General features: G+C 66.8%; 13 protein-coding genes. 4 read left to right on the top strand and 9 right to left on the bottom strand.

Annotated features, from left to right (window positions below):
• Positions 1 to 29: 29 nt before the first annotated feature.
• The gene (locus tag PCK14_RS16595; RefSeq protein ID WP_269939626.1) at positions 30 to 905 is read left to right on the top strand and encodes an SDR family oxidoreductase; all 876 of its coding nucleotides are present in this window, start codon (positions 30 to 32) and stop codon (positions 903 to 905) included.
• On the opposite strand, the gene dop is transcribed toward PCK14_RS16595, so the two are convergent.
• The 5 genes from dop to PCK14_RS16620 are packed head-to-tail and all read right to left on the bottom strand — an operon-like array spanning position 902 to position 7,339.
• The gene (gene dop, locus PCK14_RS16600; protein ID WP_269939649.1) at positions 902 to 2,473 is read right to left on the bottom strand and encodes a depupylase/deamidase Dop; all 1,572 of its coding nucleotides are present in this window, start codon (positions 2,471 to 2,473) and stop codon (positions 902 to 904) included. The genes PCK14_RS16595 and dop overlap by 4 nt on opposite strands.
• Before the next feature lie 14 nt (positions 2,474 to 2,487).
• Positions 2,488 to 4,272 (bottom strand): proteasome ATPase, encoded by a 1,785-nt coding sequence (gene arc / locus PCK14_RS16605; protein WP_269939627.1) that lies wholly within the window; start codon positions 4,270 to 4,272, stop codon positions 2,488 to 2,490.
• Between the two features lie 51 nt (positions 4,273 to 4,323).
• The gene (locus tag PCK14_RS16610) at positions 4,324 to 5,397 is read right to left on the bottom strand and encodes a tRNA (adenine-N1)-methyltransferase (RefSeq protein WP_269939628.1); all 1,074 of its coding nucleotides are present in this window, start codon (positions 5,395 to 5,397) and stop codon (positions 4,324 to 4,326) included.
• Between the two features lie 32 nt (positions 5,398 to 5,429).
• The gene (locus PCK14_RS16615) at positions 5,430 to 6,605 is read right to left on the bottom strand and encodes a site-2 protease family protein (RefSeq protein ID WP_269939629.1); all 1,176 of its coding nucleotides are present in this window, start codon (positions 6,603 to 6,605) and stop codon (positions 5,430 to 5,432) included.
• Positions 6,602 to 7,339, bottom strand: coding sequence for an HAD family hydrolase (locus tag PCK14_RS16620; protein ID WP_269939630.1), 738 nt, complete (start codon positions 7,337 to 7,339; stop codon positions 6,602 to 6,604). Before PCK14_RS16620 ends, PCK14_RS16615 begins: the two co-directional genes overlap by 4 nt.
• A 98-nt stretch (positions 7,340 to 7,437) precedes the next feature.
• Between PCK14_RS16620 and PCK14_RS16625 the strand changes: the two genes are divergently transcribed.
• Positions 7,438 to 8,328 carry a PAC2 family protein gene (locus tag PCK14_RS16625; RefSeq protein WP_442864746.1) on the top strand — a complete coding sequence of 297 codons (891 nt, stop codon included), beginning with the start codon at positions 7,438 to 7,440 and terminating at the stop codon, positions 8,326 to 8,328.
• 39 nt (positions 8,329 to 8,367) lie between these two features.
• Here the strand turns inward: PCK14_RS16625 and mshC are convergent, their stop codons facing one another.
• On the bottom strand, positions 8,368 to 9,648 hold the full coding sequence (gene mshC / locus PCK14_RS16630) for a cysteine--1-D-myo-inosityl 2-amino-2-deoxy-alpha-D-glucopyranoside ligase (protein ID WP_269939631.1): 1,281 nt from the start codon (positions 9,646 to 9,648) through the stop codon (positions 8,368 to 8,370).
• Between the two features lie 36 nt (positions 9,649 to 9,684).
• Positions 9,685 to 10,524 carry an undecaprenyl-diphosphate phosphatase gene (locus PCK14_RS16635; protein ID WP_269939632.1) on the bottom strand — a complete coding sequence of 280 codons (840 nt, stop codon included), beginning with the start codon at positions 10,522 to 10,524 and terminating at the stop codon, positions 9,685 to 9,687.
• Positions 10,525 to 10,614: 90 nt separating this feature from the next.
• Between PCK14_RS16635 and PCK14_RS16640 the strand changes: the two genes are divergently transcribed.
• Entirely contained in the window at positions 10,615 to 11,565 is a 951-nt protein-coding gene (locus PCK14_RS16640; protein ID WP_269939633.1) for an aldo/keto reductase, read from the top strand.
• Positions 11,566 to 11,612: 47 nt separating this feature from the next.
• On the opposite strand, the gene PCK14_RS16645 is transcribed toward PCK14_RS16640, so the two are convergent.
• Positions 11,613 to 11,894, bottom strand: coding sequence for a hypothetical protein (locus PCK14_RS16645; RefSeq protein WP_269939634.1), 282 nt, complete (start codon positions 11,892 to 11,894; stop codon positions 11,613 to 11,615).
• A 169-nt stretch (positions 11,895 to 12,063) separates the two neighbouring features.
• Between PCK14_RS16645 and PCK14_RS16650 the strand changes: the two genes are divergently transcribed.
• Positions 12,064 to 12,303 (top strand): DUF5703 family protein, encoded by a 240-nt coding sequence (locus tag PCK14_RS16650; RefSeq protein ID WP_269939635.1) that lies wholly within the window; start codon positions 12,064 to 12,066, stop codon positions 12,301 to 12,303.
• 16 nt (positions 12,304 to 12,319) lie between these two features.
• On the opposite strand, the gene PCK14_RS16655 is transcribed toward PCK14_RS16650, so the two are convergent.
• Entirely contained in the window at positions 12,320 to 13,471 is a 1,152-nt protein-coding gene (locus PCK14_RS16655) for an acyl-CoA dehydrogenase family protein (protein WP_269939636.1), read from the bottom strand.
• Between the last annotated feature and the right edge of the window lie 10 nt (positions 13,472 to 13,481).

Raw genomic sequence — 13,481 nt, forward strand, 5'->3', positions numbered from 1 at the left:
GGGGGCCGGGGCCGGCTTGGGGGTGACTGTTGGACACTGCCAGCACCACCACGGAGACCACCACAACGGACCGCAAGGTCTGGCTCATCACCGGAGCCGGGCGCGGCTTGGGGACAGACATCGCCAAGGCCGCCCTGGCCGCGGGCCACGCGGTGGTTGCCACGGGCCGCAACCCGGTCAGGGTCACCGAGGCACTTGGCGAAAACGATGCCCTGCTGGTGGTTGCGTTGGACGTCACAGACCCCGACAGCGCCACGGCCGCCATCGCGGCCGCCCTTGACCGGTTCGGACGGATCGACGTCCTGGTCAACAATGCAGGCAATTTCAATGCAGGGTTCTTCGAGGAGATCTCCCCGGAGGACTTCCGGGCCCAATTGGAAACAACCTTGTTTGGACCCATCAACGTCACCCGGGCGGCCCTGCCGGCCATGCGGGCCCAGCGTGCGGGCCTCGTGGTCACCATTTCCTCCACCGCGGGACTTCAAGGCGGGGAGTTCCTGAGCGCCTACGCAGCATCAAAGTTTGGGGTGGAGGGTTGGGCGGAATCCCTGGCCCCGGAAGTGGCCCCGTTGGGCATCCGCACCATGCTCGTGGAGCCGGGGTTCTTCCGCACCGAATTGCTCAGCCCGGAATCCACCCGCTATGCCGAATCCAGCATCGGGGACTACGCCGAGCGTGCCGAACAGACAGTCACTGCATGGAAGGGTATGGACGGCCGGCAAGGCGGGGACCCGGCCAAGCTCGCCGTCGCCGTCGTTAAGCACGCCGCACTGGACCAGCCACCACTGCGTTTTGCCGCCGGCCGCGACGCCGTGGAGGTTTTCCAGGCCCGTGCGCGGGAACTCCGGGACCAGGCCGCGGCCCACAGGGAACTCTCCAGCGGCCTGGCCTACGACGTGCCCTAGTGCGTGTCGGCGAGCAGCTGGGCCAGGAAGCCCGCCACCTCGGTGTTGGCGTCGAACAGCTTGCCTGTCAGCTCCCGTGTGCCGCGCAGGGGTTCCTTGGTGGAAATACGCTGCAGGCGGCGCAGCTGCGGCAGTTCAAAGATGACCGAGTCCCAGCTGGCGCCCACCACGTTGGCCCCGAACTCCTGGATGCAGCGGCCGCGGAAGTAGGCCCGAGTGTCGGTGGGCGGGTTGGCCACGGCGGCGGCAATGGACTCGTCCGTGACGAGCCGTTCCATGCGGCCATGCTGCAGCAGCTTGTAGTACAGGCCCTTTTCGGGCCGGACGTCCGACCACTGCAGGTCGATCAGGCCCAGGCGCGGATCGGTCCAGGCCATCTTGTCCCGGGCCCGGTACTGCTGCAGGAGGGACAGCTTGGCCACCCATTCCAGCTGTCCGGACAGCGACATGGGATCGGATTCCAGCCCGTCCAGGACTTGTTCCCACTTGGCCAGCACACCGGCCGTGTGGCCGTCGCCGGTCTCCGGGTGGCTGGAGCCGTTGGCGGCGCAGTGGGCGATGGCGGCGTTGAGGTATTGGCGCTGGACCTCCAGGGCCGTAGCGGTTGAGCCGTCGGCCAGCAGGTGCCGTTCCCGCAGTTCCCAGTCGTGACTGATGTTGCGCAAAGTGGCCACGGGGTTGGCGAACTCCAGTTGCGGGGCCGTGCCGTGCTCAATCATGTCCAGGACCAGGGCCGTGGTGCCGAACTTGAGGTAGTTGGAGACCTGCGCCAGGTTGGCGTCGCCAATGATGACGTGCAGCCGGCGGTACTTCTCGGCGACGGCGTGGGGTTCGTCGCGGGTGTTGATGATGGGCCGGCGGATGGTGGTTTCCAAACCCACCTCGGCCTCGAAGAAGTCGGCGCGCTGGCTGATCTGGAAGCCTGCTCCGGAGCCGTCCTGGCCGATCCCCACCCGCCCCGCACCGCACATGATGGCCCGGGTGACGAAGAAGGGGGTCAGCCCGGAAACAATGTCCTTGAACGGAACGGCGCGCGGCATGAGGTAGTTTTCGTGGCTGCCGTAGGAAACGGACTTGTTGTCCGTGTTGTTCTTGTACAAGTTGATGGCGGGCACGCCGTCGGTGGCAGCAATGCGCCGCACCGCCGCCAGCGCAACCAGGTCGCCGGCTGCGTCCCAGCGCACGGCGTCAAGCGGGTTGGTCACCTCGGGCGAGGAGTATTCCGGATGGGCGTGGTCCACATACAGCCTGGCCCCGTTACCCAGCACCATGTTCATCATGAGCGGCTCGGTGGGATCGCCCGTCTCGCCGCCCTCGAGGGCAATCTGGGCCGCCGTCACTTCTGTGTCCGTCAGCTGGCTGGGGTGCGCGGCGGAACGGGGGTAGCTCCAGCCGCGGGCATCCGCCAGCGGGTCCTCGTCGGTGTAGTCCCAGCGTGTCTCCCCGCCGGCCGAGGCGCGGTGGCTGGTTTCGCGGGAGTAGGCGTGCACCACCTGGGTGGAGAGCCAGGTCGCGTTGAAGGAGGTTTCGCCGGGTGCATGGATGCCGTATTCGGTTTCGGCACCCATGACCCGGACGGCACTCACAGGTACTGCCCCGTGTTGGGCAGGGTTTCCAGGGTTTTGCCCGGAACCTGGCCTTCCTTGCTCTGGACGATGGTGCGGATGTAGGTGATGCGCTCGCCCTTCTTGCCTGAAATCCGGGCCCAGTCATCCGGGTTGGTCGTGTTGGGCATGTCCTCGTGCTCGCGGAACTCATCCACCACCGCGCGCAGCATGTGCTCGATCCGGATGCCCTTTTCGCCGTGGGTCAGCAGGTCCTTGATGGCGTACTTCTTGGCCCGGTCCACCACGTTTTGGATGACGGCGCCGGAGTTGAAGTCCTTGAAGTACAGCATCTCGGTGTCGCCGTTGGCGTACGTGACCTCCAGGTACTCATTGGACTTGCCCGTGGCGTACATGGCCTCCACGGTGCGCTGGATCATTGCGTCGACGGTTTCCTGCAGGCTGCCGTGGTTGGCGGCGAGGTCGTCGGCGTGGAACGGCAGGCCCGTGGTGACGTATTTGGCAAAGATGTCCGCGGCGGCCTCGGCGTCGGGGCGCTGGATCTTGACCTTCACGTCCAGGCGGCCGGGCCTCAGGATGGCGGGGTCGATCATGTCCTCGCGGTTGGAGGCGCCGATGACAATGACGTTGTCCAGGCGTTCGACGCCGTCGATCTCGCTCAGGAGCTGGGGCACGATGGTGGTTTCAACGTCGGAGGAAACGCCAGTGCCGCGGGTGCGGAACAGTGAATCCATCTCGTCGAAGAACACCACGACGGCGCTGCCGTCGGAGGCCTTTTCACGGGCCCGGCTGAAGATGAGCCGGATCTGGCGCTCGGTCTCGCCCACGTACTTGTCCAGCAGCTCGGGGCCCTTGATGTTCAGGAAGTAGCTCTTCTGGTCCATGACGCCGGAGCGTTCACGGGCCCGCTTGGCCAGCGAGTTGGCCACGGCCTTGGCGATCAGCGTCTTGCCGCAGCCGGGAGGGCCGTAGAGCAGGATGCCCTTGGGTGCCTTGAGCCCGTGTTCACGGTACAGGTCGGGGTGCAGGAAGGGCAGCTCCACGGCGTCGCGGATCTGCTCGATCTGGGAGGTGAGCCCGCCAATGTCGGAGTAGGAGATGTCCGGGACTTCCTCCAGGATCAGGTTCTCCACCTCGGAACGGGGCACCTTCTCCAGCGCGTAGCCGGTGCGCCCGTCAACTGTCAGGGCGTCACCCACCTTGACCGTGCCACCCTGCAGGGCGCCTGCGAGGCGGACCACGCGTTCCTCGTCGGCACGGCCAATCACCAGGGCCCGGCCCGTGCCCAGCAGTTCCTTGACAGAGACGATCTCCCCCACGGTGTCGTAGCCGAGCCCGGCAATGACCGTGAAGGCCTCGTTGAGCAGGACTTCCTGGCCCACCGACAGCTCGGAAAGGCGCAGCAGCGGGCTCACACCCACGCGCATCTTCCGCCCGGAGGCGTGGATGTCGACGCTTTCCCGTGCCACGGCCGCCACGTTGCCGGGGGCCGGGGCGTTGATGGCCAGGATGGTGCCGAAGCTGTAGGGCGGTTCGCCCTCGTTTTCCAGCGCTGTGCGCAGCTTCAGGATCTCCGCCTTGGCCGTTTCGAGCATGGCAACGAGCTTGCCGTTGTTGCTGGTGGCGGAAGCGAGCTGCCGGTCAAGGTTTCTGGCCTTGTCCCGCAGCACATTGAGCTGGCGTTCGAGCACTGCCTGCTGGCCGGGCCCGGCCGAGTAGCTTGCGCCCAGCGAGCCGGGCGCGGCCGCCGCGGAGCCTTCCGGTGCCGGATTTTCATGGACAGGGTTGCCTGCATCGCTCATGTCGTTCGCTCCTTCCGCGGCCGTCGCCGGCCGGTACTGCTGATCTTAGTGCTACTGCCCGTTGAAGCCGTCCTGGCGGGTTTCCGTTTCCTCGGACTGTTCCTGGTTCCGCTTGGTCTGCACTGTGGAGGAGGCATCCCGGGCGGCGCGGCGCAGCTTCTTGTCCGACACGGAGCGCTCCCCCACGGCGGCGGGGGTCCACGCATCCAGGTCCTCCTGGGCGAAGTCGGTCTTGGAGGCGCGGCGCTTGGGCGACATGCCCGTGACGCCGTCGGCGAGGCGGCGGGTCACCATCAGGAAGCCGGTGTGGGCCACCATGCGGTGGTCCGGGCGCACGGCCAGGCCCTCCAGGTGCCAGCCGCGGACCATGGATTCCCAGGCGTCGGGTTCGGTGAAGCGGCCGTCGGCGCGGATGGCCTCGGCGGTGCGGGAGAGCTGGGTGACGGTGGCAACGTAGTTGATCCACACGCCGCCGGGGGCCAGCACGGTGGCCACGGCGTCAAGGCATTCCCAGGGTGCAAGCATGTCAAGGACCACTCGGTCAATGCTGCCGGGCGCTTCCTGCGCAACCACCTGGTCCTGGAAGTCGCCCAGGGAGATCTTCCAGGCCGGGTGCGGGCCGCCGTAGATGGTTTCGACATTGCCGCGGGCAATGTCGGCGAATTCCTGGCGTCGCTCGAAGGAGTGCAGGTAGCCGTTGTCGCCCACGGCGCGCAGCAGCGAGATGGACAGGGCACCGGAGCCCACGCCGGCCTCGACCACACGGGCGCCGGGGTAGATGTCGCCCATAGTGATGATCTGGCCGGCATCCTTGGGGTACACAACTGCCGCGCCGCGGGGCATGGACAGGACAAAGTCGGACAGCAGGGGGCGCAGCGCCTGGTACTGCTGGCCCACGTTGCTTTCCACCATGGAGCCCTCGGGGGCGCCAATGAGGAGATCGTGGTTAAGGAAGCCCTTGTGCGTGTGGTACGCCGTGCCCGGGGTCAGCGTGATGGTGTTCATGCGGCCGCGCTCGTCGGTCAGCTGGACCCTTTCACCGGGGCGGAAGGGTCCGCGGCGTGCGGCTGCACCGTGGGGCGCGGCCGTGCTGGTGTTCTCTGCGGTGGACTCGGGGATGCTCATGGGTGGTTCCTGTCGTGTGGTTTCATGCAAAATCAGTGGATTGGCTTGCCGGTGATGGCGGCAACAACCTTCGCCTGGCTCAGCAGGCCGGTGATTTTCCCGTCGAGGTCAATCACCGCATATTCGGTGTCGGGCAGTTGCGCCAGGTAGGAGACCAGCTCGGATCCGGCGGCAACGTTGGGAACGTAGGCTCCCTGGGACAGTGCGCGGGCCACGGAGGTGGCCGGGGTCAGTGCGGCGGCCTGCGGTGGCACGTGCGCCAGCGCGTTTTCATCCACGACGGCGGACGGGCGTCCGTCCGCGCCGAACAGCACGATGGGCTGCTGCGGGTACTCCCCGCGCAGTGTCCACAGCTGGGCCACGCTGCACTGGCTGGAGGCGCTGACGGCCGGGACCGCCAGGGTTCCGGCGTTGATCTCCGGCAGGCGCAGCCGGATGGCGGCGCCCTTGATGGAGGCGGAGGCACCCATCCACAGGAAGCCTGCCAGCAGCACCACAATGAAGGTGGTTGTCAGGTCCGGCGTGGTGCCCTGCACATAGGGGCCGCCCAGCGCGACAACCACAATCAGCACCACGATGACGCGACCGGCCCAGCCGGCGGCGATGGTGCCCTTTTCCTGGCTGCCTGTGGACTTCCAGACAATGGACTCCACGAGCCGGCCGCCGTCCAGCGGCAACCCGGGGAGGATGTTGAACAGGCCGATCAGCAGGTTGGCCCCGATGAAGATTCTGGTCAACAGGATCGCCATGTCCATGCCCAGGGACTCAGGGCCCGCGGTCCCGCCGTCCAACAGGACAAGTTTCAGCAGTGCGCCGAGGCCGGCCAGGACAAAGTTGGCCACGGGTCCGGCGAAGGCCACCACGAGCGCCTTGCCGGGGGTGGCCTTGCTGAAGTCAAACTCGGTGTGGCCGCCCCACAGGTTCAGCACGATCTTGTGGGTGGTCCAGCCGAAAATCTTCGCTGCCACGGCGTGTGCCAGTTCGTGGATGAACACAGAAACCAGCAGCAGCAGCGCATAGGCGAAGGCCACACCGTAGGCGCGTAGCCCCAGGGCCGGGTGGATGGCCTGCAGCTGCGGCCCAAAGAGCAGCACAGTGACGGCGGCTATCAAGAACCAGGAGTTGGCAAGGATGACGGGGGTGCCCCGCACCGAGCCAAGGACGAATCCCTCGCGGCGCGGCTTGGCGCCGTCGGCGGAACCGCTCACAAAGCAGCCCCGGCGTTGGCGGCATGGGAGGCAACCACTTTGGCGACGTCGTCGTGCGTCATGCCAGCCAGGGTGGACCAGGTGGTGTGGTCAGGGCCCTCCTCCAGCGCAACGGCGTGCGGGATGGCGATGGCGGCGGCACCCGAGGCCACGGCCGAGGCCAGGCCCGGGATCGAGTCCTCAAGGGCGGCGCAGTTGGCTGCCGTGAGGCTCGGATCGCTTTCGCGCAGCTGTGCAATGGCCTTCAGGTAGGGCTCGGGGTGCGGTTTGCCGTGCTCCACCTCATCGCCCGTGACGAGGAACTCGAAGTACTCCTCATCCAGTGCGCCGACAACCTCACTGGCCATGGCACGCTCGCTCATGGTGACGAGGGCGCAGCGGACGCCGCGGCCATGCAGCTCCGCCAGCAGTTCCCGGGCACCGGGGCGCCAGGGCAGTTCCCCGCGGAGCCGGGCAATGACCACGCCCGAGAGGTGGTCGATGATTTCGCGCTCGGAAAGCTTGACGCCGGCTTCCTGGAGGATGCGTGCACTGTCATCCAGTGCGTTGCCCACCAGCTGGTGCGCCTGTTCCAGGTCCCAGTGCCCGCCATGGGCTGCCACCAGGGCCATCTCGGCGTCGATCCAGTAGGGTTCGGTGTCCACGAGGGTCCCGTCCATGTCCCAGAGGACGGCTTTGAGAGCTGTGGACGTCGGGGCAGCAAGGGGCGCGGCGGCGGCAGTGGCTGAAAGCATGCTTCCAGTCTACGGGTCTTGCGGGGCTGTTCTGATTTCCGCTTTCGGCTGCGCGTGGTGGCTAGTGCCCCGCGCCGGAACCGCCGTAGTGTGGGAGCGTGAGCAGATTCAACGATGGGGAATCCGGTGGGCCCGCCCGGCTGCTGGAAGCAATTCCCGGAGAAAAGCGTGTGACAGTCATGCTGGCGGCCTTCGAGGGCTGGAACGACGCCGGCGAGGCGGCCAGCGACGCCCTCAAGCACCTCCACAGCTTGTGGGGCGCCAAGCGGGTGGCGGTGATTGAGCCAGACGACTTCTATGATTTCCAGTTCACCCGGCCCGAGGTGCGCCTGACGTCCACCGGTGGCCGCAAGATCAAGTGGCCTGTCACCAAGATTGCCAGGGCGTCAGTGCCCGGCACCGAAATTGACGTGGTCCTGGTGCACGGGATCGAGCCCTCCTACCGCTGGCGCGCCTACACGGCGGAGCTGCTGGCCAAGGCCGCGGAGCTGAACGTCAACTATGTGCTGCTGGTGGGCGCCCTGCTCGCCGACGTTCCGCACTCACGGCCAATCCCCGTCACGGCAACGTGCGACGACGAAGAGCTCGCCGAACGCCTTGGCCTGGAACAGTCACAGTACGAGGGCCCCGTGGGCATCGTGGGGGTGCTCAACGAGCTGGCCCTGCTGGCCGGGTTGCCCACCGTTTCATTGTGGGCTGCCGTGCCGCACTACGTTGCACAGTCCCCCTCCCCCAAGGCGGAGTTGGCCCTGCTGAACCGGATCGAGGACTTCCTGGGTGTGCCGTTGAACACCACGGACCTGGTGGACGACGCCCAGGCGTGGGAACGCGGCGTCAACGACCTCGCCGCGGGCGACCCGGAAATTGCCTCCTACGTCCACCAGCTGGAGGAGGCCAAGGACACAGCCGAGCTGCCCGAGGCCACGGGCGAGTCAATCGCCAAGGAGTTCGAGCGCTACCTGCGCCGCAGGGGCACCGAACAGCCGTAACTGCAGTGGGGACGGGCCCGGGAGCCCGCCCCCACTTTGCTACAGCTCGATGCCCAGGAGTGCTTCCACCGCGTCGGAGACGATGTAGGAGTCTCGCACGGAGCCTTCGGCCCCGGTGGCTGCGGCAGCCCAGGCGTCCATGGCGGCCAGCGCGCGCGGTGCGTCGAGGTCGGCGGACAGCGCGGCACGCAGCTCGGCCAGCAGCACATTCGCGGAACCCTCCGGTGCCAGCGGCAATGCCCGGCGCCAGCGCGCAAGTCGGTCAACGGCGTCATCCAGCAGGCCCTGGGTCCAGAACCAGTCGCTGCGGTAGTGGTTGGCCAGGATGGCCAGGCGGATCGCGGACGGCTCAACGCCTTCGGCACGCAGCTTGGAAACAAGCACCAGGTTGCCCAGGGACTTGCTCATCTTTTCCCCGTCGAGCCCCACCATGCCGGTGTGGCTGTAGTGCTGGGCCATGGGTGCGCCGCCGAGGGCATAGGCGTGGCCTGCACCCATTTCATGGTGCGGGAAGATCAGGTCACTGCCGCCGCCCTGGACGGTGAAGGGCTTGGGCAGGAAGCGCTGGGCAATCACCGTGCACTCGATGTGCCAGCCCGGGCGTCCCTTGCCGAGGGTGGCGCCGTCCCAGGACGGCTCACCGTCACGGGCCACGCGCCACAGCAGGGCGTCGAGCGGGTGGCGCTTGCCGGCACGCTGGGGGTCCCCGCCGCGTTCGGCAAAGAAGGGGAGCATTTCTTCCTGGCTGAGACCGGAGATCTGCCCGAGCCACCACGGCGCGTCCAGCGAACCGTCGTGGGCTGCCGCCGAGGCGGCCTCCACGGAGAAGTAAATGTCGCCGTCGGGCTCGCCATCGGTACCGGCCACGGGGTAGGCCAGGCCGCCGGCGATGAGCTGCTCAACTTCCGGCACGATCCATTCAATGGACTCCACGGCACCGATGTATTCCTCGGGGGCCAGCACGTTCAGTGCTTCCATGTCGGCGTGGAACAGGGCGATCTGCGATGCGGCAAGTTCCTGCCAGTCAACGCCGTCACGGTTGGCGCGCTCCAGGAGGGGGTCGTCAACGTCTGTGACATTTTGCACATAAGTTACGGTGCGATCCTGGTCGCGCCAGGCCCGGTTGAGCAGGTCGAAGGCGACGTAGGTTGCGGCGTGGCCCATGTGGGTTGCGTCGTAGGGTGTGATGCCGCAAACGTACATGCTGGCCGGGCCGGCGCCGGGCAGCGGCACCACCTTGCCGGTGGATGTTTCGTGCAGGTTGATCTCTGGCATCACGCCGGGCAGCTGGGGCAGGGCGTGGGACTTCCAAGTTTTCACAGGGTCAAGCGTAACCTCCGAGGGACCCCGCGCGCGCTACGGGGTGATGGTGCCGGTGCCGAGCAGGATGTACAGCAGCACGCCCAGGCCGATCCGGTACCAGACAAAGGGGCGGAAGCTCTTGGTGGAGATGAACTTCAGGAACCAGCCAATGATGAGGTAGCCCACCACGAAGGCGATCACTGTGGCCAGGGCGGTTTCGCCGATGCCAAAGGGGGCCTCGGAGGCGACGTCATGCTTGGCGAAGATCTTGTACAGCTCATAGAAGCCGCTGCCGAAGACCGCGGGGATGGCCAGCAGGAATGAGTAGCGGGCGGCTGCTTCTCGGTTGTAACCCATGAGCAGGCCGGCCGTGATGGTGCCGCCGGAGCGGGAGACACCCGGAATGAGCGCCAGGGCCTGGGCAAATCCGAAGATGATGCCGTGCTTGTAGGAGAGCTGCGTCAGGTCGCGGCGCTGCGTGGCGATGGCATCCGCCACGGCCAGGATGAGGCCAAATACAATGAGCGTCGTGGCCACGATCCACAGGTTGCGCAGCGTTGATTCAATGTGGCTCTGGAAGACAACGCCGAGCAGTGCAATGGGGACGCTGCCGATGATGACGAGCCAGCCCATGCGGACGTCGGGGTCGGTGCGCGGCAGCCGCCCCCGCAGGGAGCCCCACCAGGCCTTGATGATGCGGACAATGTCACGCCAGAAGAACACCAGCACCGCTGTTTCCGTGCCAAGCTGGCTGACCGCCGTGAAGGCGGCACCCGGGTCCTCGCCCGAGGGCAGGAACTTTCCGACCACAAAAAGGTGGGCGCTTGAGGAGATGGGGAGGAATTCTGTCAGGCCCTGCACGAGGCCCAGGAAGGCTGCTTCAAACCAGTTCACGCGTTTTAGCCTAAAGCATGCGCAGCAACCCGCGTTACGTGCCGCGGCGCTGCACCAAGTGCACAGGAAGTTAACCGTAAGCTTGCAGGTATGGAACAACGATTCATGGGGACGAGCGGGCTGCGCGTCTCCGAACTGGCGCTGGGCACGATGACCTGGGGCAATGGAACGGATGCGGAAACCGCCCGGGCAATGCTGCGCGACTTTGTGGACGCCGGCGGCACCACAGTGGACACGGCAGGCAGCTACGAGGAGGGCCGCAGCGAGGCCATCATTGGCGAATTGTTGGGCGATGTGGTCCCGCGCAGCGACCTGGTGCTGGTTTCCAAGGCCGGCGTGGGCCACCGCAACGGGCGGCGCATGGTGGACACATCCCGGCGGGCCATGCTCGCCGCGCTCGACGCCACCCTGGCCCGCCTGGGCACCGACCACCTTGACCTGTGGCTGGCGAATGTGTGGGACGAAAACGTTCCCCTCGAGGAAACACTGGGCGCCCTCGAATCGGCCGTCAACAGCGGGCGCGTGCGCTACGCGGGCGTGTCCAACTACAACGGCTGGCAGCTGGCCCGCGCGGCGACACTGTGCGATGTGCCGCTCGTGGCCAACCAGGTGGAATACTCGCTGCTGGCGCGAGGGGCAGAAGCTGAAATCCTGCCAGCCGCCGAACATGTCGGTGCCGGGCTCATGTGCTGGGCGCCGTTGGGCCGCGGCGCCCTGACAGGAAAGTACCGCGGCCAGGTGCCGTCGGATTCCCGGGCCGCCGACACCGCCACGGCAGGCTATGTGGAGAAGTATTTGGAGGGGCGGCCGGCCCGCATCACGGATGCGCTGGCCACCGCTGCCAAGGGACTGCAGCGCACACCGCTGGATGTCGCCCTGAGTTGGCTGCTGGAGCACCCGGGCGTGTCCACGGCCGTGGTGGGACCGCGCACGCAGCTGCAGCTGAAGGATATTCTTGCCGCCACCCTGGCGCCCCTGCCGGAACAAATTGAGACCGTGCTGCGCGAGGTTTCACAGCTCGCGGCAGTGCCCGTGGCATAGAGCGGGCCCGCCCCCATGAAGGGACGGGCCCGGTTCACGCGCGCCTGCTAGTTGCCGGCGGCGCTGGATTCTTCCTCGTCAACGTCTTCGGACTCATCGTCCTGGAAGTCCTCGGACTCCTCCCCGTCCTCCCCGTAGATGACCAGCGGGGTGACCTCGTCAAAGGCGTCAAACAATGCTTCCTCGTACGCCTCAAAGGCGTCGATGATGCCAAGGAACGTGGCCTCGACAATGGGGTCTTCCTCACCCCGGCGCGCTGAGGCGGCCACGAGGTGTTCTTCCAGGGCTGTGGTCAGGGCACTCAGGGCTGCGCGGGGATCGATGCTCATGCGATTGACGGTACCAGTGTGCAGGCCAAGTTGAAAGTCCCCTCCCGCCACTGGATTTTCGCCGCTGGCCGCGTGCAACTCGTGCGTCTGTGGGGCGCGCCCGGGCACCGTACGGGGTAGCTTTGGAAGTGCACGGAACCAGCAAGGCATCCGGCGGAAAGGGCAGTCCATGAAGGAAACATTGAAACCGGCACTGACCGGCCGCGGGGCGCCCCTGCGGCAGTACGAATACCTTGTCATCACCCTGCCCGTGGGCGAGTCCGTTCCGGGCGCCTACCAGCGGCTGCGCGAACATGCCGAGTACGGCAGGTGGGAGCTTGAGCGCAGCACCCTGTACATGGGTGGCGAGCGGAAATACCTCATGCGGCGGCGGGTGTTGCGGGTGGAGCGGACCCTGGATATTTACTAGGCCCGCCCCGGCCCGCCTACGGCTCGATCGGCCCCAGCCACGCGTTGGCGATGGTTGAGTGCGCCGACTCGTCGTCGGAGGGGTGGAACATCCCGGCCAGCACATCGCGGTACAGCCGGCCCAGTTCATTGCCGGCGAAGTAGCTGCCGCCGCCGCTGACGCGGATGATCAAGTCGACCACGGTGCGTGCCGTTTCCGTGGCACGGACCTTCAGCCCCACCATCTTCGGGAACCACTGCGCCCCGTGGTCCACCTGCCCGTCAATGTCCCGGGCCAGCGATTCCAGCTGCGGGTAGAGCCCGTCCATGGCCAGGGCCGCATCGGCGATGCGCCAGCGAATGTCCGGGTCCTGCGCATAGCTCTTGCCGGACTTCTTTGACATGCGCCGCTTCACATTGGCCACGCCGATCTGCAGGGCCCGCTCCCCCAGCCCCGTGTACACGGCGGCAAGGAGCGTCTCAAAGCACGCAAAGATGGCGAAGATGAGCGGGTCGGCATTGGGTCCCACGGGAAGTTTCCGGAAAACGCGCTCCGCAGGCGCCACAACGCCGTCGAGCACTGTGGTGTTTGACTGGCTGGCGCGCATGCCCAGCGTGTTCCAGTCATCCTTGATGGTGTAGCCGGGTGTTTCACGGGTGATGAAGGCGTGCACCAGCGCGGGCTCCTCCCCCGTGCTGTCCTTGCCGAAGATGCCCAGCCGCGTCCATGCGGGCGACAGCGAGGTGAAGATCTTTGTGCCGGTGAAGGAGTAGCTGCCGTCGGCCAGGGGCTGCGCCACCGTGTTGGAGTCAAAGAGCACTGAGTCGTTGCCGGCCTCCGAGTTGCCAAAGGCAAACACCTCCCCCGCCACGGCCTCCGCCAGCACGTAGTCCAGGGAGTCATCCCCGCGCCCGCGCAAAAGATGGGCGACGCCGGTCCACACCAGGTGCATGTTGATGGCAAGCGCCGTGGCCGGGGCGGCCGTTGCCAGCCTGCGCTGGGCGGCAGCCGCCGCCTCGAGGCCATAGCCGAGTCCGCCGTCGGCCTTTGCGGCAAACATGCGCAGGTAGCCCTGCGCCTTCAGCTCGGCCAGGTCCTCGTGGAAGAACTCGTTGCGTTCGTCGTAGCCCTTCGCGCGGTCGCGGAAGCGCTCCAGGAGCTCATCGGGCAGGAGTTCGTTCAGGTCCATTCCCATGCCC

This window comes from Arthrobacter sp. HY1533 (genome assembly GCF_027568515.1).
Classification (GTDB): Bacteria; Actinomycetota; Actinomycetes; order Actinomycetales; family Micrococcaceae; genus Specibacter.